The organism is Marinobacter alkaliphilus, assembly GCF_055394375.1.
In genome coordinates this window covers 1,547,044-1,566,983 of sequence record NZ_AP043751.1, presented here as the reverse complement: position 1 = coordinate 1,566,983, position 19,940 = coordinate 1,547,044, and the positions used below count along the sequence as shown (strand labels likewise).

The 19,940-nt window shown below is 59.5% G+C and carries 25 protein-coding genes and 1 other RNA gene; 18 read left to right on the top strand and 8 right to left on the bottom strand.

Annotated elements, in window-relative coordinates; genetic code table 11:
• The first annotated feature begins 279 nt into the window (after positions 1–279).
• Both ACZ5Q2_RS07035 and ACZ5Q2_RS07030 read left to right on the top strand, forming a co-directional pair.
• Positions 280–1,203 (top strand): alpha/beta hydrolase, encoded by a 924-nt coding sequence (locus ACZ5Q2_RS07035; RefSeq protein WP_058092487.1) that lies wholly within the window; start codon positions 280–282, stop codon positions 1,201–1,203.
• A gap of 94 nt (positions 1,204–1,297) precedes the next feature.
• A complete protein-coding gene (locus tag ACZ5Q2_RS07030; RefSeq protein ID WP_374786905.1) occupies positions 1,298–2,047 on the top strand; it encodes a DUF8198 family protein in 750 nt (249 codons plus the stop codon).
• A gap of 6 nt (positions 2,048–2,053) precedes the next feature.
• Here ACZ5Q2_RS07030 and ACZ5Q2_RS07025 read toward each other — a convergent pair whose 3' ends face one another.
• A complete protein-coding gene (locus tag ACZ5Q2_RS07025) occupies positions 2,054–2,332 on the bottom strand; it encodes a polyhydroxyalkanoic acid system family protein (RefSeq protein WP_058092485.1) in 279 nt (92 codons plus the stop codon).
• Between the two features lie 116 nt (positions 2,333–2,448).
• On the opposite strand from ACZ5Q2_RS07025, the gene ubiE reads away from it, so the two are divergent.
• The 9 genes from ubiE to ACZ5Q2_RS06980 all read left to right on the top strand — a co-directional run bounded on the left by ubiE (position 2,449) and on the right by ACZ5Q2_RS06980 (position 8,587).
• Positions 2,449–3,231 carry a bifunctional demethylmenaquinone methyltransferase/2-methoxy-6-polyprenyl-1,4-benzoquinol methylase UbiE gene (gene ubiE, locus ACZ5Q2_RS07020; RefSeq protein WP_374786906.1) on the top strand — a complete coding sequence of 261 codons (783 nt, stop codon included), beginning with the start codon at positions 2,449–2,451 and terminating at the stop codon, positions 3,229–3,231.
• Positions 3,231–3,872 carry a ubiquinone biosynthesis accessory factor UbiJ gene (locus ACZ5Q2_RS07015; RefSeq protein ID WP_374786907.1) on the top strand — a complete coding sequence of 214 codons (642 nt, stop codon included), beginning with the start codon at positions 3,231–3,233 and terminating at the stop codon, positions 3,870–3,872. Before ubiE ends, ACZ5Q2_RS07015 begins: the two co-directional genes overlap by 1 nt.
• The gene (gene ubiB / locus ACZ5Q2_RS07010) at positions 3,869–5,512 is read left to right on the top strand and encodes a ubiquinone biosynthesis regulatory protein kinase UbiB (RefSeq protein ID WP_374786908.1); all 1,644 of its coding nucleotides are present in this window, start codon (positions 3,869–3,871) and stop codon (positions 5,510–5,512) included. The genes ACZ5Q2_RS07015 and ubiB overlap by 4 nt, the downstream gene beginning before the upstream one ends.
• 28 nt (positions 5,513–5,540) lie before the next feature.
• The gene (hisI, locus tag ACZ5Q2_RS07005; protein WP_374786909.1) at positions 5,541–5,957 is read left to right on the top strand and encodes a phosphoribosyl-AMP cyclohydrolase; all 417 of its coding nucleotides are present in this window, start codon (positions 5,541–5,543) and stop codon (positions 5,955–5,957) included.
• A 12-nt stretch (positions 5,958–5,969) separates the two neighbouring features.
• Positions 5,970–6,299: a phosphoribosyl-ATP diphosphatase gene (locus ACZ5Q2_RS07000; RefSeq protein ID WP_058092480.1), complete on the top strand. Its 330-nt coding sequence runs from the start codon at positions 5,970–5,972 to the stop codon at positions 6,297–6,299.
• Positions 6,300–6,385: 86 nt separating this feature from the next.
• Complete coding sequence (gene tatA / locus ACZ5Q2_RS06995) at positions 6,386–6,616, top strand: Sec-independent protein translocase subunit TatA (RefSeq protein ID WP_058092479.1); 231 nt, start codon at positions 6,386–6,388, stop codon at positions 6,614–6,616.
• 11 nt (positions 6,617–6,627) lie between these two features.
• The gene (tatB, locus tag ACZ5Q2_RS06990) at positions 6,628–7,092 is read left to right on the top strand and encodes a Sec-independent protein translocase protein TatB (RefSeq protein WP_286921320.1); all 465 of its coding nucleotides are present in this window, start codon (positions 6,628–6,630) and stop codon (positions 7,090–7,092) included.
• On the top strand, positions 7,089–7,871 hold the full coding sequence (gene tatC / locus ACZ5Q2_RS06985) for a twin-arginine translocase subunit TatC (protein ID WP_374786910.1): 783 nt from the start codon (positions 7,089–7,091) through the stop codon (positions 7,869–7,871). The genes tatB and tatC overlap by 4 nt, the downstream gene beginning before the upstream one ends.
• On the top strand, positions 7,868–8,587 hold the full coding sequence (locus ACZ5Q2_RS06980) for a 16S rRNA (uracil(1498)-N(3))-methyltransferase (protein WP_374786911.1): 720 nt from the start codon (positions 7,868–7,870) through the stop codon (positions 8,585–8,587). Before tatC ends, ACZ5Q2_RS06980 begins: the two co-directional genes overlap by 4 nt.
• Before the next feature lie 20 nt (positions 8,588–8,607).
• On the opposite strand, the gene ACZ5Q2_RS06975 is transcribed toward ACZ5Q2_RS06980, so the two are convergent.
• Genes ACZ5Q2_RS06975 through ACZ5Q2_RS06960 form a run of 4 tightly spaced genes read right to left on the bottom strand, consistent with a single transcriptional unit; the run spans position 8,608 to position 13,040 of the window.
• Positions 8,608–9,831 carry an FAD-dependent monooxygenase gene (locus ACZ5Q2_RS06975; protein WP_374786912.1) on the bottom strand — a complete coding sequence of 408 codons (1,224 nt, stop codon included), beginning with the start codon at positions 9,829–9,831 and terminating at the stop codon, positions 8,608–8,610.
• Complete coding sequence (gene ubiH / locus ACZ5Q2_RS06970) at positions 9,821–11,107, bottom strand: 2-octaprenyl-6-methoxyphenyl hydroxylase (RefSeq protein ID WP_374786913.1); 1,287 nt, start codon at positions 11,105–11,107, stop codon at positions 9,821–9,823. Before ubiH ends, ACZ5Q2_RS06975 begins: the two co-directional genes overlap by 11 nt.
• A 4-nt stretch (positions 11,108–11,111) precedes the next feature.
• On the bottom strand, positions 11,112–12,431 hold the full coding sequence (gene pepP / locus ACZ5Q2_RS06965; RefSeq protein ID WP_374786914.1) for a Xaa-Pro aminopeptidase: 1,320 nt from the start codon (positions 12,429–12,431) through the stop codon (positions 11,112–11,114).
• A 12-nt stretch (positions 12,432–12,443) separates the two neighbouring features.
• A complete protein-coding gene (locus tag ACZ5Q2_RS06960; RefSeq protein WP_061330706.1) occupies positions 12,444–13,040 on the bottom strand; it encodes a UPF0149 family protein in 597 nt (198 codons plus the stop codon).
• Between the two features lie 187 nt (positions 13,041–13,227).
• On the opposite strand from ACZ5Q2_RS06960, the gene ACZ5Q2_RS06955 reads away from it, so the two are divergent.
• Positions 13,228–13,827, top strand: coding sequence for a ZrgA family zinc uptake protein (locus ACZ5Q2_RS06955; protein WP_230714829.1), 600 nt, complete (start codon positions 13,228–13,230; stop codon positions 13,825–13,827).
• A gap of 12 nt (positions 13,828–13,839) precedes the next feature.
• Here the strand turns inward: ACZ5Q2_RS06955 and ACZ5Q2_RS06950 are convergent, their stop codons facing one another.
• On the bottom strand, positions 13,840–14,355 hold the full coding sequence (locus ACZ5Q2_RS06950; protein ID WP_058092470.1) for a DUF3299 domain-containing protein: 516 nt from the start codon (positions 14,353–14,355) through the stop codon (positions 13,840–13,842).
• 69 nt (positions 14,356–14,424) lie between these two features.
• Between ACZ5Q2_RS06950 and ACZ5Q2_RS06945 the strand changes: the two genes are divergently transcribed.
• The 6 genes from ACZ5Q2_RS06945 (at position 14,425) to ACZ5Q2_RS06920 (ending at position 17,917) form a co-directional block, all read left to right on the top strand.
• The gene (locus tag ACZ5Q2_RS06945) at positions 14,425–15,138 is read left to right on the top strand and encodes an ATP-binding cassette domain-containing protein (RefSeq protein ID WP_058092469.1); all 714 of its coding nucleotides are present in this window, start codon (positions 14,425–14,427) and stop codon (positions 15,136–15,138) included.
• Complete coding sequence (locus tag ACZ5Q2_RS06940) at positions 15,135–16,412, top strand: ABC transporter permease (protein WP_432210298.1); 1,278 nt, start codon at positions 15,135–15,137, stop codon at positions 16,410–16,412. The genes ACZ5Q2_RS06945 and ACZ5Q2_RS06940 overlap by 4 nt, the downstream gene beginning before the upstream one ends.
• A gap of 119 nt (positions 16,413–16,531) precedes the next feature.
• Positions 16,532–16,738, top strand: a complete 207-nt coding sequence (locus ACZ5Q2_RS06935) for a TIGR02449 family protein (protein ID WP_061330711.1) — start codon at positions 16,532–16,534, stop codon at positions 16,736–16,738.
• Entirely contained in the window at positions 16,738–17,034 is a 297-nt protein-coding gene (locus ACZ5Q2_RS06930) for a cell division protein ZapA (RefSeq protein ID WP_072676232.1), read from the top strand. The genes ACZ5Q2_RS06935 and ACZ5Q2_RS06930 overlap by 1 nt, the downstream gene beginning before the upstream one ends.
• Before the next feature lie 63 nt (positions 17,035–17,097).
• Positions 17,098–17,277, top strand: a non-coding RNA gene (ssrS, locus tag ACZ5Q2_RS06925) — 6S RNA.
• 4 nt (positions 17,278–17,281) lie between these two features.
• A complete protein-coding gene (locus tag ACZ5Q2_RS06920; protein ID WP_106693872.1) occupies positions 17,282–17,917 on the top strand; it encodes a 5-formyltetrahydrofolate cyclo-ligase in 636 nt (211 codons plus the stop codon).
• Here ACZ5Q2_RS06920 and ACZ5Q2_RS06915 read toward each other — a convergent pair.
• Positions 17,899–18,066, bottom strand: a complete 168-nt coding sequence (locus ACZ5Q2_RS06915; protein WP_167392875.1) for a hypothetical protein — start codon at positions 18,064–18,066, stop codon at positions 17,899–17,901. The two genes, ACZ5Q2_RS06920 and ACZ5Q2_RS06915, sit on opposite strands and share 19 nt — an antisense overlap.
• A 313-nt stretch (positions 18,067–18,379) precedes the next feature.
• Positions 18,380–19,921, bottom strand: a complete 1,542-nt coding sequence (ilvA, locus tag ACZ5Q2_RS06910; protein WP_106693873.1) for a threonine ammonia-lyase, biosynthetic — start codon at positions 19,919–19,921, stop codon at positions 18,380–18,382.
• Positions 19,922–19,940 lie beyond the last annotated feature (19 nt).

Sequence of the window (19,940 nt, the reverse complement as noted above, 5' to 3'; positions counted from 1 at the left end):
AATCCCGCATTGTGCCAGAGTCCTTTACGGGGCTCCATCACCGTGCATCGCCCACAGCGTTACAAAAAATTACCTGCAAGTAACCCTTCGGCTCTATACTGGTTATATGTAATGATGCAATGGTTATAGAGAAGGACCACGATGCTGCGCGATTGGCTACAGATCTCCGGAAATCCCGGCGGTAGTGCCACTAACTCGCCCAGCCAGACGCGGTACAAATGAGAGACCGGCACAACCAAAACCAATAACAGTCCATTGCAATGCCGGGGGAGATGAATCATGAAAGCCAGTCATGTTCGCAAACTGATCAAGCCTATCGAGAGCGCCTATTCAGAGATGTTCTCAGGCCGGGTTTACCGTGTTGGTAAAGGCGCCGTATCGGTGCGGAATCATAGCGGCGCTGCGGAACATACCGTCATCGGCGTCCACGGCTTTCTGGAAAATCACTGTTACTTCACCCAGGCCTATGACGGCCCGACCACCGAACTGATTCTTCTCACCTGCAGCAACTACCATATTCCGGTAAACGGTGTCACGCCGGAGAACCCGGGCTGGGAAGTGCCCATCAAGCATCTGGAAGGTACCATTGAGTATGATGCCTGTGTTCTGAATCAGGCACTGCAAAACCTGCCCAGCACCCGCAATATCCGGATCCACGGCCACTCCAGGGGTGGTGCGGTGATTCTTGAAGCCATCAAGCAGTGGCCAGAGCTGTACGAAGATGTCGAAATTGTGCTGGAAGCGCCAGTGCTGCCCCAGGGCAAACTGCACGCCCTGGTGACCACCCTGCTGGAGCCGGTCAGCCACGGCATGTGGCCCTGGCTGATCCGTCTGATCAACAGCGCGCCGCAATCCGCCTATGGCCAGACATTCTTTGGCAAGATGAACCCGAGAAAACGGCAGCTGCTGAACAAATTGTTCTATGCCACCAAGGATCATCTGACCATCGTACGCAACATTGAAAATATCATGGAGTGGATGGTCCGCACAGACACCTCGGTGTACCAGCATGTGCGCCATGGCACGTTCCTGATACCTGCGACGGATCGCATCCTGGATCGCAATGCCATGCTGGCCAGTGCCCGTACCAGCCCGACCAACATGCGCATCATCGAAACCGAAGCCCCCAGCCACTTCATCACGCTGGACAGCAAGGAATGGGTGCCCGGTCTGGAAACTCTGCCTGTTGCCGCCGAGGGCTGAACCTTAACAGGTGCAGCCCGGTTTCCGCTTCGCTAAACTGAGCGCCTTTTTCTGAGGCCATGCCTCTTGTCGCCGGTTTTATTGGAGCCCCTGCATGTATCGTGAGCGCCTGGTCACAACGGACGTGAATTCAGACAACGCCCACCGGCTTAAACGCCTGCTACTGGAATACCACGACTTTCGCCAGCTCAAGTCAGCCCACCCCCTGCTGGAAGACACCCGCCGCATCGCCGACTGGCAAGCGGAACGGCTGAAAGCCACGCACCAGGACCTTTACCAGAATCCCGGCTATCACACTGGCCTGGAATTCTTGCTGACAGACCTTTACGCCCCTGCTGGCATGACCCAACGGGACGATAACATCGACCGGGTCTTCCCGAAGATGGTGAAGTGGCTACCAGACCACCTCTTGGGCACCTTTACCGGGCTGGTTGAACTGAACCTGGTCACCCAGAGCCTGGACCTTGAACTGGCACAATGGTTTGACCGGCACAACCTGAGTACCAACTCAATCACCACCAGCGACTATTGCGACGCTTATCGGGCCAGCGGCCAGTTGAGCATCCGCAGCCGGCAACTGGAACTAGTGGCCGACACTGGCCAGCAGTTGGACCGCTACGTGCGCAACCGCACCCTGGGCTGGCTGCTGTCGATGAGCCGGGGGCCGGCGGAAATGGCCGAGTTGGGCGATCTGCACAGTTTCCTGCACCGGGGCTACAGCGCATTCCGGAAGATGGAGGGTGTCGACGTGCTGATTGAACGGCTGATCGGCCGGGAAAGACAGGTGATGGAGAACATTCTGGCCGGCCACCCGGAGCCCTTCTCGGTACCGGGCAACCTGTAAACGGGCTCAGGCCGTGAGAATCTGGTCCAGTTGCGAGTGAATTTCCTGCTCGATACGGGATTTGAACGGGCGCAGCATCAGCCCCAGTTCCAGGCGGATGTGCAAATCACTGTCAGAGAGGTTCAGGTGGCCTTTCACCCCACTGCGCTTGAACGTGAGCAGGTCGCCCTCCCACTGGTAATTGACATCGAACTGCTTCGACAGGTCCTTGGCCAGGGTTTCCGCCGCTTCACGGGCGTGGGCTTTGTCCAGAGAGTGGGCGCGATGAATATCAATGACAGACATGGATCAGTTTTCTCGGTTGTTTGGAGACAGATATACAGTGTAAGTCGGCAATAAACTTGTAGCCAACCCCTCAAAGGTTAGAATACCAATCTGAGATTCTGACAGGACCAACACCCATGAGCGAGCAGCAAACACCGGGCACCCCCGGCAACGGCCAGGACGACGTAACCCACTTCGGGTTCCGCAATGTACCGAAGAGCCAGAAAGCCAGCCAGGTAGCCCAGGTTTTCCATAGTGTGGCCGGCAAGTACGACCTCATGAACGACCTGATGTCGATGGGAATCCACCGCCTGTGGAAGCGCTTCACCATCGAGCTGAGCGGTGTTCGCCCAGGCCACCAGGTGCTCGATATTGCCGGTGGCACCGGCGACCTGACCATGAAATTTTCTGACCTTGTCGGCCCCACCGGCAAGGTGGTCCTGGCCGACATCAACGCCTCCATGTTGCAGGTAGGCCGCAGCCGGCTGACAGACCGGGGCTACGCTGGCAACATCGAGTACGTGCAGGCCGATGCCGAGCACCTGCCATTCCCGGACAACAGCTTCCAGGCCGTGTCCATCGCCTTTGGCCTGCGCAACGTCACCGACAAGGACCAGGCCCTGCGGGACATGGCCCGGGTCCTGAAACCCGGCGGCAAGCTGATGGTGCTGGAATTCTCCAAGCCCACCAACCCACTGCTGAGCAAGGCCTACGACACCTACTCGTTCACCGCCCTGCCGTTGATGGGCCAACTCATCGCGGGCGACAGTGAAAGCTACAAGTACCTGGCCGAATCCATCCGCATGCACCCGGACCAGGACACCCTGAAAGGCATGATGGAACAGGCCGGTCTGGTGAACTGCAAGTACTACAACATGACCGGTGGCATTGTCGCCCTGCACGTGGGAATCAAACCCTGATGTTCCCCGGCCCGACCCTTCTGTCCGCTGCCAGCGCCATTGTAGAGATCGCGCTGAACCGGGCACTGGAACTGGACACAGCGGGCCGGCAGGCCCTGCTGGACGCCCTGACCGGGCCGGCACAATTCAACATCAGCGCACCGGTCCCGTTGACCTGGACCCTGGAGCGTGTGGGCGAACGGGTTCAGGTGCGCAGTCAGCCCGCCGATGCCCCCGAGTTGGTCATTACCGGCCGCCCCATGGCCTTTGCTGCCCTCGCCCTGGGCGATGATCAGGTGTTTGCGGACGATCGGCTGGGCGTGCAGGGCAATACCGCCCTGGCCCACCAGCTGCAACGTGCCCTGAACCAGCTGGAGCCTGACTGGGAAGCGGCCATGGCCCGACACCTTGGCGACCTTCCGGCACATTTTCTGGGCAAGCGCATCCGCAGTGCGGTGCAATGGAGCCGGCAGGCTGCGAATGCCATGAACGCCAATCTGGAAGAGTACCTGCACGAAGAGAGTCGGGCCCTGCCCGGCCGCAGAGAGCTGGAGGCCACATTCCAGGACATTGACCAGCTCAACCTGCGCACTGAACGCCTGGAAGCCCGGCTGACACAGCTGGAAAGTTCCGGTAGCGACAACGATACGGAGACCCTGTGACCCGCCTGCAACGCCTGTTCCGAATTGCCTGGGTATTCTGCCGCTACCGGCTGGACACGTTCCTGCCCCTGGCGGAACTGCCCACACCGCTGAAGATTTTCTTCCTGCTGGCGCCCTGGCACCTGTTCCCCCAGCCGAAACTGAGCCGGGGTGACCGGCTGCGACTGGCGTTGGAAGAGCTCGGCCCGGTGTTTGTCAAATTCGGCCAGATTCTCTCCACCCGGCGGGACCTGCTGCCCGACGACATGGCCGAATCCCTGAAACAACTGCAGGATCGGGTGCCGCCGTTCCCCAGCGACCAGGCCCGGGGCATTATCGAGAAATCCCTGGGCGCGCCGGTGTCGGATCTGTTCGCCGAGTTCAGCCCGGACCCGATGGCCTCCGCCTCCGTGGCCCAGGTACACGCCGCCACCCTGCCCAATGGCCAGAGAGTGGTGGTCAAGGTGCTGCGCCCAGGTATCGAAAAAGTCATCCGCCAGGACCTTGGCCTGATGTACCTGATGGCCGGCCTGCTGGAAAAATACTGGTCTGAAGGCAAACGCCTGCACCCGGTAGACGTAGTGGCCGATTACGACGCCACCATCCACGATGAGCTGGACCTTCAGCGCGAAGCCGCCAATGCCAGCCAGTTGCGCCGCAACTTCGACAACTCACCGCTGATCTACATTCCGTTCATCGACTGGGACTACACCCGCAAATCCGTGCTGGTGATGGAGCGCATTCACGGCATCCCCATTGCCGACGTAGACAGCCTGAAAGCGGCCGGCGTCAATATGAAAGTGCTGGCCGAAAAAGGCGTGGAGATCTTCTTCACCCAGGTGTTCCGGGACAGCTTCTTTCACGCCGACATGCACCCGGGCAACATCTTTGTCGACGTCTCCAACCCGGCTGACCCGAAGTACATCGCCATCGATTTCGGCATTGTGGGCACCCTGGCGCCAGACGACCAGAGCTACCTGGCCCGTAACCTGCTAGCCTTCTTCCGCCGGGATTACCGCCAGGTGGCCCAGCTGCACATACAGTCCGGCTGGGTGCCGCCGGACACCCGGGTGAATGAATTCGAGGCGGCCATCCGTACCGTGTGCGAGCCAATCTTCGAACGGCCACTGAAAGACATCTCCTTCGGCCACTTCCTTCTGCGGTTGTTCCAGACCGCCCGCCGTTTCAATATGGAAGTGCAGCCGCAGCTGGTACTGCTGCAGAAAACCCTGCTGAACGTCGAGGGCCTGGGCCGCCAGCTGTACCCGGATCTGGACCTGTGGAGCACCGCCCAGCCGTTCCTGGAAAAGTGGATGCGCCAGCGCATCGGCCCCGCCGGGCTGATCAAGTCGCTGCAAATGCACCTGCCGGCGTGGCTTGAACAGTCGCCAGAGATGCCGCAACTGGTTCATGATGCGCTATTACAGCTTCGAAGCAGCGGCCCCACGGAAGAACAGAATCGGGCTACGCTTGAGTTAATGAAAGAGCAGCAACAGCGCAGCGACCGCCGGTGGCGCCGGGGTTTCATTGCCGCCGCACTCGCCGCCGCAGCCCTGGCGGGCACTCAGGAGCAGGCCACGCAGCTGGCGGCCGATGCGCCACTTTGGAGCTGGGCCTTGCTCGCCCTTGCCGGCGCGGTCATGCTCCGGGGCAGCCGTTAAACGATTGGATTTATCAGGATTCACAAAAATGCAAGATTCCCCCGCTAACGTCGTACAGCCTGACTGGCTCAACGAGATTCGCTGGACAGAAGACGGCCTGATACCGGCCATCGCCCAGGATGCCGACAACGGCGACATCCTGATGATGGCGTGGATGAATGCCGAGTCACTGAAGCTGACCGTTGAGGAAGGACGGGCGGTGTACTGGTCCCGATCCCGGGGCAAGCTCTGGCGTAAGGGCGAAAGCTCAGGACACCAGCAGGTACTCCGGGATATCCGGCTCGACTGCGATGCCGACGTCATTTTGCTGAAAGTGGAACAAAAAGGCGGTATTGCCTGCCATACTGGTCGGCGAAGCTGTTTTTACCGGACCCTGAAAGACGGCCAATGGGTCAGCGCCGAGCCGGTGCTGAAAGACCCGAACGCCATCTACGGCAGTGATTGAGGAGCAGAGACCGTGAGTGATGTACTGGAACGCCTGGCCCAGGTCCTGGAAGCCCGCAAGGAAGCCGACCCGGAAACCTCCTACGTGGCCAGCCTGCACGCCAAGGGGCTGAACAAGATTCTGGAGAAGGTGGGCGAAGAGTGCACCGAAACACTGCTGGCCGCCAAAGACGCCGAACACTCCGGGAACACCCGGGATGTGGTGTACGAAACGGCCGATCTGTGGTTCCACAGCATGGTGATGCTCTCCCGGCTTGGGCTCGGCCCAAAAGATGTGATTGATGAACTGGCCAGTCGTTTCGACCTGTCAGGCCTTGAAGAGAAAGCGTCGCGGAACTCGTAAAGAGGTACCCCTAACGGGGATTTCCGGGAACGGTCGCCGTTGGCGTACAATGTCATGGAACAGCAACAATTGAACGAGGAACCCTCATGGGTATCAGCATCTGGCAACTTTTAATCGTACTCGGCATCGTCATCCTGTTGTTCGGAACCAAGAAACTGCGCAACATCGGCAGTGATCTGGGCGGCGCGATTCGTGGCTTTAAGAAATCCATGAGCGACGAAGAAGAAAAATCCGCTGATCAGAGCACGCTGGAAGGCCAGCAGGCTGAGAAAACTGAGGCCCCGGCCGAAGAGAAGCCCCGGGAAAAGCAAAGCTGAGTACCACCTGAATGTTCGATATTGGCTTCATTGAGCTGTTGATCTGCGGCATCATCGCGCTGCTTGTACTTGGGCCTGAGCGCCTGCCTACCGCTGCCCGGGCTGCGGGCCGGTGGATTGGCGGCGCGCGGCGCATGGTGGGCCAGTTCACCTCGGAACTGGATCGCCAGCTCAAGGCAGAAGAGCTGCGGGAAGAGCTCCGCAAGGCCGGTGACGTCGGCCTGGACGACATGGAGAAAACCGTCCGCGGCGCCCTCGATGAAGCCAAGAAATACGAACACATGATCCTGCCAGACAGCGAGACCCGCAAACCGCGGTCCGCACCGGCAACCCGCAGGCTTGCCGGCGAGGAAAGCACCAATCAGTCCACCGCCGAGTCTCCGCAACCCGCTCCGCAAGGCGACAACGCCGATCAGGAAGCCAGCGGTGAAGCCAGCAGCACGACACCAGAGCGGCCATCGGATAATCGTTCATGAGCGACCCAGGCAGTAACCCGATACCTCCTGAACAACAGGAGATGCCCCTGATCGAGCACCTGCTCGAATTGCGCAACCGGCTCCTGAAAATGGTGCTGGCCGTGATTGTGTGTTTTGCCTTTATCTACCCGTTCGCCAACGACCTTTACCTCTGGCTGTCGTTACCACTGCGTGAGCTTTTACCGGTGGGCCAGACCATGATCGCCACCGACATCACCTCGCCTTTCTTTGCGCCCCTGAAACTGGCCCTGGTGCTGGCGGTATTTGCCGCCATCCCGGTGATCCTGTATCAGCTCTGGAGCTTCGTAGCACCGGGCCTGTATGCCCATGAAAAACGCCTGGCGTTTCCCCTGCTGTTTACCTCAGTCATCTTGTTCTATGCCGGCGCGGCCTTTGCCTATTACGTTGTTTTCCCCCTGGTCTTCGGATTCTTTACCGCCATCGGGCCCGAGGGCATTGTCGAGCTGCCAGACATCAGCAGCTACCTGAACTTCGTGCTGAAAATGTTCTTTGCCTTCGGCGTGGCCTTCGAGATTCCCATTGCCACCGTACTCCTGATCCTCACAGGTGCCACTACACCCCAGGATCTGGCCGCAAAACGCCCCTACGTGGTGGTGGCCTGCTTTATCATCGGCATGCTGCTGACCCCGCCCGACATTATTTCCCAGACCCTGCTGGCGGTGCCCATGTGGATTCTGTTCGAATTCGGCATCCTGTTCGGGCGCCTGGCCTACCGCCGGGTAGATGGCGCCTCTGAGGGCGAGTCCGACTCCGCATGAACCTGGCGCTGCTGTTTGACGAAGACTTCACCGGCACAGACCGGGTGCTGCTCCGCGGTCGCCGCCTTGAACACCTGAGGACCGTACTCAAAGCCAGTACCGGCCACCAGATTCCGGTCGGCCGGGCCAACGGCGCCATGGGCACCGGTGAGATCCTGACCCTGACAGATACCGAAGCGGAGCTGAAGGTCACGCTCAGCCAACGCCCACCCCAGCCCCTGCCACTGACCCTGATCCTGGCCATGCCACGGCCAAAGATGTTCCGCCGCGTGCTGCATACCTGCGCGTCCTTGGGGGTGAAGGATATCTGGCTGATTAACAGCTACAAGGTGGAAAAAAGCTTCTGGCAAACTCCGTGGCTGTCAGACGACAACCTGAGGGAAAACCTGACACTGGGCCTTGAGCAGGCTAAAGATACGGTGATGCCACAGGTGCATATCCGCAAGCTGTTCAAACCCTTTGTGGAAGACGAACTACCGGCCCTGCTGGCAAATAAAATCGCACTGGTGGCGCATCCCGGCACCACCGCACCCTGCCCGGTTCACCTGAACGAGCCGGCAGCCCTGTGCATCGGGCCGGAAGGTGGTTTTACCGATTACGAAGTGGGCAAACTGGAAGAGGCCGGATGCCAGGGCGTGCATCTGGGGCCCCGCATTCTGCGGGTGGAAACGGCCGTGCCAGTGTTGATCAGCCGGCTGTTTGATGCCTGCGGCTGAGCTACCCGCAAAGCCGTCTCTTATTCCGTGATACCCATGGCCTCGGCCGCCATGCGATTCTTCAGCATGGGCAACTGGTTGAGCCAGCGCATACCGGTATTCCGTAACCAGCGAACCGGCAGCTCGTCCCGGGCAAACAGCTGCTTGAAACCTTCCATCGCCGCCATCATAGTGAGATTTTCCCCTTTCCGGCGCCGCTGATAGCGGGCCAGCACCAGGGCATCGTCCGGGGCCAGGTTGCGGGCTTTTGCCCGAGCCAACTCTTCCAGCAGGGCCCGCACATCCCCATAGCCCAGGTTGGCACCCTGGCCTGCCAGCGGGTGAATGGTGTGGGCGGCATCCCCTACCAGTGCCAGGCCGTCGGTAACATAGTCCTTGGCATGTCGCTGGCGCAGCGGGAAGGCAAAACGCTCGGAGACCTCCAGCACCTCACCCAGTTGCTGCTCGATGGCAACACCCAGCGCCTGCCTGAACGCCTCGGTGTCCAACGCCATCAGACGTTTTGCTTCCAACGTATCCTGGGACCAGACAATTGAGCAGAAATGGTCATCGCCGGCTTCATTCAGCAACGGCAAAAAGGCCAGGGGCCCTGTTGGCGAAAAGCGCTGCCAGGCGGTGTGGCGGTGCGATTGGCGGGTGCGGACCGTACATACAATTGCCTGCTGATCGTAATCCCATTCCCGCGTCGCCAGGCCACTCCATTGCCGCAAGCGAGACATGGCGCCATCGGCTCCGACCACAAGGTGGGCATTCAGGCGCCGACCGTCTTCCAGCTCAACACCGTCGCGGCCATGCCAGGCCTTCACCCGGACGCCATCAAACAGTGTTACTTCACTGTCAGCGAGTTCTTCAAACAGCGCGCGCACAATGTTCCGGTTCTCAACAATGGTGCCCAGTGAGCTGGCGTGCAGCTCCGCTGCATCAAAATGGATACGCCCGGTGCCGTCACCGTCCCACACCGTCATCTGCCGGTAGCCACAATGGCGACTGTCCTGCACCCGCCGCCAGGCACCCAACTCATCCAGCAGGCGCTGGCTGGCCAGGGAGATAGCGCTGACGCGGGGCTCAAAGGCGTTCACGTCGGTTGCCGGGGCCGCCGGTGCAACCAACTCCGCTGCGGTGGCACCTTCAATCAACCCGACCTGCCAGCCCTGGCGGGACAGCCCCAGGGCCAGTGCTGAGCCAATCATGCCGCCACCCACAATCAGGATATCCATCTGCGAATTGCCGGAATCACTGGTCATTGCGGGCAGGCTCCTTCGAACAATCGGCACGGGAAACAATGGGTTTACGGCCACCGGTGCCCATGGCTTTGCGGGCAAACCAGCGCTTGGCGCCGGGTACCAGATCCAGGCCCACCAGGCCCGCGTCCCGGGCGGCCGCCAGAGGTGGCAATGATTGCCCGAATACGCGAATCAGGGAATCCGAAAACTGCACGGTTTGCTGCCAGTCCTGCCGGTGCAAGCGCTGATACTCACCCAGGATCGACAGATCACCCAGCGGCGTGCCTTCGTCCACCGCTCGCCGGAACTGCTCCACCAGGGTCATCAGCCCGCGCAGGGCCAGGTTAAACCCCTGTCCGGCGACCGGGTGCAACGCGTGGGCCGCATTACCGACCAACGCAACGCCCGGGCGCACGGCTTCATCCACCGTGGTCAGTTTCAACGGGTAATGATGACATTCCCCTATCCGGGTAAAGCGCCCCAGGCGCCAGCCAAAGCGTTCCTGCAAGGCCTGGCATCGCTGGTCATCGGACAGTGCCAGTACCTGCTCCAGCGCACTGTCGGTGAGCGTCCACACCAGGGCGGACTGGTTTTCCGCCGTCACCGGCGAGCCATGGGGCAGCAAGGCCATAGGGCCCGCCTCGGTGAAGCGCTCAAAAGCGGTAAATCCGTGTGCGTCACTGGTGGAGACGTTGGCAATCAGGGCATTCTGACCGTAGTCTTCGGTGCGGGTCACAAACCCCAGCTGCTCCCGCAGGCCAGAGCGGCCGCCATCAGCCACCACCAGGCACTGCCCGGTCAGACTGTATTGGTCGTCACCCTTGCGAATCTCGACACGAACGCCACCAGGCATCGGCGTCATACCGGTGACTTCCGCCGGTGCCTGCCAGCTCACGGGGGTGTCCAGCAGCGCCCGCATCAAGCTCAGACCCATCCAGCGGTTATCGGCAACATAGCCCAGGGCGGCCTGACCATGATCCTGCGCATGCAAACGGGTTGCGCCAAATCGCCCCCGGTCCGACACGCGGATGTGGTGGATTGGCGTGGCATGTTCCGCCAGTACCTGCCACAGCCCAAGGTTTTCGAAGATCAGCCGCGAGCCCCAGGCCAACGCCGTGGAGCGTGCGTCGTAACTGGGCTGGTAGTCTTCGGGCAAGGCATCTGGCGACAGTGGAAAGGTTTCAACTACCGTTACCCGTAACTCCGGCACCACGCGCGCCAGCGCCAGCGCCAGAGTGGCCCCGGCCAGGCCGCCACCGGCAATGATCAGATCGGTATCGGTGCGGGTGTCTGTCACTGTGTCAGTCCGCCATCAGCGCTTCAATCTCGGCAATGGTCTTCGGAACATCGCCAGTCAGAACCCGACAACCTTCTTTGGTGACCACCACATCGTCTTCAATGCGAATGCCAATGCCTCGCCATTTGGCGTCTACATTGGCATTGTCCGGCGCGATGTAAAGCCCGGGCTCCACCGTCAACGCCATGCCCGGTTCCAGTTCGCGCCAGGCATCACCCACCTTGTAGTCGCCCACATCGTGCACATCCAGGCCCAACCAGTGACCGGTCCGGTGCATAAAGAAGGGCTTGTAGGCCTCGCTGGCGATGGCGTCATCGAGCGAACCAGAGAGCAGCCCCAGGTCAATCAACCCCTGGGTAAGCACTTTCAGTGCCGCCTCGTGAGGATGGTTCCAGTGATTGCCCGGACGCACGGCATCAATTGCCGCGTACTGGGCCGCCAGCACCACTTCGTACAGGGCTTTCTGTTCCGAACTGAAACGGCCGCTGACCGGGAAAGTGCGTGTGATGTCCGAGGCGTAGCATTCCAGCTCGCACCCGGCATCGATCAACACCAGATCGCCTTCTTTCAGGGGCGCGCTGTTTTCGATGTAATGCAGGATGCAACCGTTGGCACCGCCACCCACGATGGAAGGATACGCCGTTGAACGGGCACCGTGTTCCATGAAGGTATGGATCAGCTCGGCTTCCAGGTTGTATTCGTAACCGCCCCGGCGTGCCCGTTTCATGGCACGGCAATGGGCTTCGGCGCTGATCTGTCCGGCCTTGGCCATCACTTTCACTTCAGCGGCGCTTTTGTACAACCGCATGTCATGCAGCAGGTGTTCCAGGGCCACGAACTCGCCGGGAGGATGGGCGCCTGCGCGCACCTTGCTGCGGATAACCTTGACCCAGTCCATCACCCGGTTATCAAAGGCGTGGTCCTTGCCCAGCGGGTAATAGACCCGGCTGCGGCCTTCAATCATTCCGGGCAGGATGTCGTCGATGTCGGAAATCGGAAAGGCATCGTCCATACCGAAGCGCTCAATGGCGCCTTCCGGCCCCACCAGGAAACCATCCCACAGTTCTTTCTCCGGGTTCCGCTCTTTGCAAAACAGCACGGTTTCACCGTGCTCACGGCCGGGAATCAGCACCAGCACGGCCTCGGGCTCGCCGAAGCCTGTCAGATACTGAAAATCACTGTCCTGGCGAAACGGATGCAGCACATCCCGGTTCCGGACCCGTTCCGGGGCCGCCGGCAGGATCGCGATGCTGTCTGGCGCCATACGGTCCATCAACTTGCGCCGGCGCTCAGCAAACTCTTTCACGGAAATCATTGAGGTCATGATGTCTCCAGGTCAATGCAGGGTCGGGGTGTTGGCCGGCTTTTCCGGTTCGTTGAACTCGGTAAATACCGCCAGGGCACCCAGCCGGATGTATTCGGTTATCTCCAGCAACTGCTGCTCGCTTTCTTCATCCGATTCTTCATCTTCCGACAACTGGCTGATGGCCACCATGTCTTCAATCAGCTCGCGAATCTCGTCCGGAGCCTGCCCCAGGGATGCTCCGGCCGCCAGTGCCATGCCTTCCAGGAAACCCCGAACCCAGGCCACCAGTGCCTCAAGGCGCTGATCAATGGCGTAATCATCATCCGGCAGCAACGGGTGAAAACTGAGGTCTGACGACTGCAACTGCGCGAGCGCCGTCTGGTAGGCGCCGTTCATAAATGGCGCCAGATCCCCGGACTCTTCCATGGCCTGAGTGGCAAGCCCCATCTGTTCACAAACCATGGCCAGCCATTCGTCTTCCTGAATACGGGAACCAGCCGCCAATCGACCACACAATGCACCATGCAGCTCAGAGGGGTGGCTGAACGCCTTGTGTGTGGTGTAAACGTTGGCCCAGCGTTCAAATTCAGCGGCGCGGGCAGCACCTGTGCTATCGGTGTCAGACATGAAACCCTGTGTTCCTGTGTCAGGGGAGCCCGGCCGTTCTGCCCGCCGGGTTCCGTATACATTTAAGCAAGCCTCTATCCTAGCATTCCGGCAGACAAGTGGCACTTCCGGGTACCGGCAGGCTTGCTTTTGCACTGGCAAAAATCAAAAATGTTATAACGTATCAAAGCTGCGAGAGGTACCAACCATGTTTTACCCACGCGCATCCGCACGTTTTGCAACCCTGCTGCTATCACTCAGCCTGGCCGCATGGCCGGTTCTAGCCTCCGACAACCCGGGCGCACACCAGCATGGGCACGCCGATCTGCAAATGGCGATTGATAACGAGCGCGTAGATCTGCTGCTTCTGTCACCCGCCTACAACCTGATCGGCTTCGAGCACAAGCCCCGCACGGATGAACAGCAACAACGGGTGAACGACACCGAACAATGGGCCAGTGAAACTGCCATGATCAATACCGTGGCGGGCAACTGCACCCTGGTCTCCAGCGCCATGCACGTGGGCTGGAGTGAAGCGAAAGGCGACGGCCACAAGCATGACCATGGTCACACCCATAGCCATAGTCACAATCATGACCACGACCATGACCACGACTCCGGTCACGCAGACATCGAAGTTACCCAGACGCTCAACTGCCCGAATCTATCGGAGTCCGCTCAGTTCGAAACCGGCCTGATGGCCCGCTTCCCTGAACTCCAACACCTGAACGTGCAGTGGGTCGGCCCACTGGGACAAGGCGCCACACGTCTGTCACCGGGTAACATCCAGTTCCGGCTGACCCGGTAGTAGCCCGGTGAACTACTCGCTGTAGGGTTTGACCGACGTCGCTACCAGCGAGTAGGAGGACGTACCGAGATCATTCTCGGTACGTTCGATGACCAATTCGCCTTCTATCCACACCGGGTCATACAAAGCCCGGAGCGTGAATCCTTCTTCATATTTGACGTGAATAATCTGGTTCGGTGGTGGCGGAGGCACATGAATGCAGGCGCCGTAGTAGGGGACCAGGAAGAACTCGAGGATACGCATGTCGTTGGTGACTTTCAGGGGCACGACAAAACCCGGAACCCGGCCTTCAACGTTACCCATCTCCGGAACAACCCGGCCGGTCATGATTTCATCCGGCAACAGGGCGGGGCCGTCTCCTTCGTGTTCAATTTCCGGCATACTCTCCAGCAACGCCAGATCCTCGGCCGGCATCAGTTCCAGCCAGTCGATCTCCCGCGGCTCTGCCAGGGCAATGGATGAAACCATCAGCAGTATCATCGGTCCAAGCCGCGCAAGCAGGTTCCGGGTTTGCAAGGTATCGAACATGTACAACCACTCCCCATGGGGTCAACCGTGTAACGGACGCCATCATACAACGGCAAAGACAATACGGATATGAGCACCGAGACAGTAAGAAACCAATCCGGTTCCAGTATACCGGAACCTGCGATCGTGACACGCCAACTGGCCTTTCGATGGCCCGGCCAGACAACCGCCACGGCCTTTCCCGATATCCGGCTTGTCCAGGGAGAGCATCTGTTCCTGCATGGCCCCAGCGGCACCGGCAAGAGTACTCTGCTGGGATTACTGGCGGGTATGCTGGCCCCGGAGTCTGGCACCATCGAACTTCTGGGGCAGCCGGTGTCCAGGCTGAAGGCCGGCACTCGCGACCGGTTCCGGGCAAATCACATGGGCGTGATCTTCCAGCAGTTCAACCTGGTGCCTTACCTGAGCGCGCTGGCCAACGTGACCCTGCCCTGCCGCCTGTCTGCGGTGCGCCGCACCCGCACCAGCCCAGACCCCGAGACATCGGCAGCGGACCTGCTCAGGCAGTTGGCGATCCCGGACGACCACTGGCACAAAGGCGTGACCGAACTCTCCGTTGGCCAGCAACAGCGGGTGGCGGCTGCCCGGGCACTGATTGGCGCGCCGGAAATCATCCTGGCTGATGAGCCAACCTCGGCACTGGATGCAGACAACCGGGACCGTTTTCTGGACCTGCTACTGGCGTTGGCTGAACAGCGGCGCAGCTCGGTTATCTTTGTCAGCCATGACCGCGCGCTGGCCAGCCACTTCCATCACCAAGTGGCTTTGGGAGCGACCCCATGAGCAAAGTAAAACTTGCCCTCTCCCTCGCTACCGCCAGCCTCTGGTATCGCCGCCGAGTGCTTGCTCTGGTCTGCCTGACACTGACTCTGAGCGTATCTCTGCTGCTGGGCATCCAGTACCTGCGCACCGAAATCCGCCAGTCTTTCACCAGCACCATCAGCGGAACCGACCTGATTGTCGGCGCCCGGAGTGGCCAGCTTAACCTGCTGCTGTACACGGTGTTTCATATTGGTGATGCCACCAACAACATCCGCTGGTCCAGCTTCCAGAAGCTAGAGCAGGATCGCCGAATTGATTGGGCCATCCCCATTTCACTGGGGGACAGCTATCGTGGCTATCGGGTGGTCGCCACCAACGACCAGTTTCTGGCCCGGCTCCAGTTCGGCAACAACCAGTCTCTGGAACTGGCCCAAGGCGAGTGGTTTGACGACCTGTTCGACGTGGTCCTCGGCGCCGGTGTTGCCAGGCAACTCGACCATCACCTCAACGATGAGATCGTGTTGTCTCACGGGGGCGGTCGTACCAGCTTCTCCAATCACACCGACCTGCCCTTCGGGATATCCGGCGTACTTGCCCCAACCGGCACACCAGTGGACCAGGCGGTGTATATCAGCCTGGAGGCCATGGAAGCGATTCATGTAGGCTGGGAATCCGGTGTCGCCATCCCTGGCCGGGGTTTATCCCCGGACCGCGCCAGAGCCAGGGACTTTACACCAGACTCCATCACGGCGGCCTTTGTCGGCCTGAGTCAGCCCATCCTCACGTTTCAGGTACAACGGGAACTGAACCAGTCCCGGGACGAGCCGTTATCCGCCATTCTCCCCGGTGTCGCGCTGAGCGAGCTCTGGCGCATGATGGGGCAATTTGAAAAAGCGCTGCTCGGCATCAGCGCCTTCGTGGTTGTTACCAGCCTGGTTGGCCTGGTGGCGGTGCTGCTGACCTTGCAGGCCCAACGCCAGCGGGAAGTGGCGGTTTTAAGGGCGACCGGCGCCTCCCCGGCCCTGATCGCATCACTCTACAGTTTCGAGTGTGTGGTACTGGCCCTCACCGCCTGCCTGCTGGCCCTGGTTATCGGAGCCGGCGCGATTGCCGGTTTTAGTCCCTGGTTACTGGAGCAGTTCGGTATCCAGATCAGTCTGCGCCCGCTGAAACAGGACGAATGGTTATTGCTGGCTGCCGTTCCGGTGTCGGCCCTGCTGGTATCACTGGTGCCGGCCAACAGCACCTGGCGAAAGAGCCGGAAACAGGGATTTGGTGCCGCCGATACAGACTGAACCCGCGCCGAAGGTGATGGCCATCACGGGAATCCGCGCCATGACAATGCGTTAAATTGACCGGTTTGGCGTCGGCACTTATAGTTACTCACACTTACATCACCGTTGTTGGGCACGTCATGGAACAGTCCGAAGTACAGGCATTAGCGGACAAGCTGGACAAGCTGATTGAACGCTGCGAAAAGCTGGAGAAGGATAACGCCCTGTTGCGCGAGCTGCAGGACGACTGGAATCGGGAACGAGCCCAGCTAATGCACAAGAACGATCTTGCCAAAAACAAGATTGAAGCCATGATAGGCCGCCTGAGGGCGCTGGAGCACCACTGATGTCAAAGTCATCAACCACCGTTGAAGTCAGAATACTCGACAAGGAATACCTGGTGGCTTGCCCGCAGGAAGAGCAAGAGGCCTTGCTTCGTGCGGCCCGGCATCTGGACAACAAAATGCGGGAAATCCGCTCCAGTGGCAAAGTGTTCGGAACCGAGCGCATTGCCGTGATGGCCGCGCTAAACATTACCCACGAACTGCTGGAGCGCGATACCATGTCTCACGCAACCAGCAATTTGCTCAGAGCCATGGACAACCGGCTGGACGAAGCCCTCGGAGAATCGTCCGGAAATTGATTTCAGAAAGATTCCGGGAAATGGGGTTGCAATCGGCCCCGACCCTGCCCGTATAATGGGATCAACTTCCTGGGCTGTTCGCTGGTCGGGTACGTCCTCGAGCCGATGCGCACTACCCAGGTGGCCACTTCAGGGCATTGTGAGCATGTCCCCCAAGGGGGAAAGCCTAATATGTCACAGCGGCCACCGACCTTGAACTTTGGGTTCAAGGGCTACATCCGATAACGGCAGCCCGGGAAGCTTTATTTTGAGTCATTTCCACTCCCCCCAACCGTTTGAATCCCATCCGGACACCCTGTCCAGGACGGAGCTCCGCAGGCACCTCCGGCAAAAACGCCGAGCCTTATCCTTCGAACAGCAACAGCAAGCCTCGGAACGACTGGCACTGAACCTTCTGAAGCACCCCGACCTTTACCGTGCCAGGCATATTGGCATCTATCTGCCCAATGATGGCGAGATCGACCCAAGCCTTTTCATTGATCTGGGCCGGCGCAAAGGCATTCGGTTTTACCTGCCAATTCTGCACCCGGTGTATCCGGGCAAACTGGTGTTCAGTCCGTACTTTGACGGCGTTGAACTGACCGCTAATCGCTTTGGCATCCCGGAACCGGCATTTCCACGCTCAAGGCGCAGACCGGCCTGGGCACTGGATGCGGTACTGTTTCCGCTGGTAGGTTTTGATGAGCAGGGGGGAAGGCTCGGCATGGGCGGTGGGTTCTATGACCGCACGTTCGCCTTCAGCCGGATAAGGCCGGCCATGGCGCCCAAGCTGATAGGGCTGGCCCACGATTTTCAGAAAGTCCGTGAATTACCGATAGAATCCTGGGATGTGCCCCTGCACGGCGTGGTTACGGACCAGCGCTGTTACCGGTTCAGACCCTGATTGGCAGACTGGATAAACCCGACCGCTGGCGCAGCCGCTCGGTCGGCACGTTTGTCTTCTGAGGCCTGGATGGAAGTGAAGCCGGTAATGACAAGGCCGACAGCAAAGATGAGCACGATGGCGCGGATGATGTCAGGCTTGTTACCCATTACGTATTTCCCGTTTTTTCTTTGAGTTAATTAGTTGGAAAATCAGCTAGCTATTCTCGGGTTCGAGAATTAGACGAAAGACTAACACGTAACTTCAATTTTACAATTTTTGACTCGTTACAGTTATGTAAGGGTTTTTGGCACTAACAGGCCGAATCGGTCCTGGGTCCCCGAATCAGGGGGTGGATGGGCTTTCCGAAACACGCTCCTTCGGCACATCCATGTGACGCTTGGGCTCCGCCATCCATGGCTCCGCACAGTCTCGTAAAGCCCATCCACCCCCTGATTCTACTTGGGTGATTTGGCCCGGTTTCTACTGTTCGTTTGCGCTTCCGTTCCCGGCGCCGAGGAACAACCGGTAGGCTTCGTTGTCGGTCATGTTTTCGTAACGAAAACCCACCTTCTCCAGCATCTTTTCGAAATCCGGAATCTCATCCTCATTCACCTGTGCTCCCAGCAGCACGCGGCTGTAGGCGGCGCCGTGGTTGCGGTAGTGGAACAGGGAGATGTTCCAGCGGGTGCCGAGGGACATCAGGAATTTCAGCAGGGCACCCGGGCGTTCGGGGAATTCGAACTGGTACACCACTTCGTTATCCACCGATGGCGCATGGCCGCCGACCATGTGGCGGATGTGTTGTTTGGCCAGGTCGCTGTCGGTGAGGTCGATCACAGAGTAGCCGTTTTCGCGGAGTTCCTGCACCAGGTCTTCCCGGCCGTGGCCGCCGGCCTGGATCTGGATACCGACGAAGATGGTGGCGTCGTCAGAGTCCGAATAGCGGTAGTTGAATTCGGTGATGCTGCGCTTGTGCAAGGCGTTGATAAAGGTCTTGAAGGCACCCGGGCGTTCCGGGATGGTGACCGCCAGGATGGCCTCGCGCTTCTCACCGATTTCGGTGCGCTCTGAAATGTAACGCAAACGGTCGAAATTCATGTTGGCGCCGCTGAGCGTGGCGATCAGATTTTCATTTTCGATCTGTTCACGCTCGATGTATTTCTTGATACCGGCAACACCCAAAGCCCCGGCGGGCTCGGCAATGGAGCGGGTGTCTTCGAACACATCCTTAATGGCTGCGCAGATTTCGTCGGTGGAGACGGTGATCACTTCGTCTACGTAATCTTTGCAGATTTCCCAGGGGTATTTGCCAATCTGCTTGACCGCCACACCGTCGGCAAAGATGCCCACTTCGTCCAGGACCACCCGTTCACCGGCCGCGAGCGCTGCTTGCAAGCAGTTGGAATCTTCGGGTTCAACACCGATTACCTTGATCTCCGGGCGAAGGTATTTGATGTAGGCGGCCATACCGGCAATCAGGCCACCGCCGCCCACGCAGATAAAGATGGCATGGATCGGTTGGCTGAACTGCCACATGATTTCCATGGCGACGGTGCCCTGGCCGGCAATCACATCCGGGTCGTCGTAGGGAGGGATGTAGGTGTAGCCATGTTTCTTGATCAGTTCCTGGGCATGGGCCGCGGCTTCATCAAAAGCATCGCCTTTGAGCACTACCCGGGCACCGTGGTCCCTCACCGAGCGCACTTTGATCTCCGGGGTGGTCTGGGGCATCACGATCACTGCCTTGATGCCCAGTTTCTTGGCTGCCAGTGCCACGCCCTGGGCATGGTTGCCAGCAGAGGCACAAATCACCCCTTTGGCTTTCTGCTCCTCCGAAAGCTGGGCAATCCGGTTGTAGGCGCCACGAATCTTGAAGGAAAACACCGGCTGAAGGTCTTCACGCTTGAGCAGAATATTGTTGCCAAAGCGCTTTGAAAGACTACGGGCTTCAGTCAGGGGTGTTTCGATGGCGACGTCATAGACCCGCGCATCGAGAATCTTCTTGATGTAGCGTTGCGGCATGGTGGTTCCGGTTGCTGGT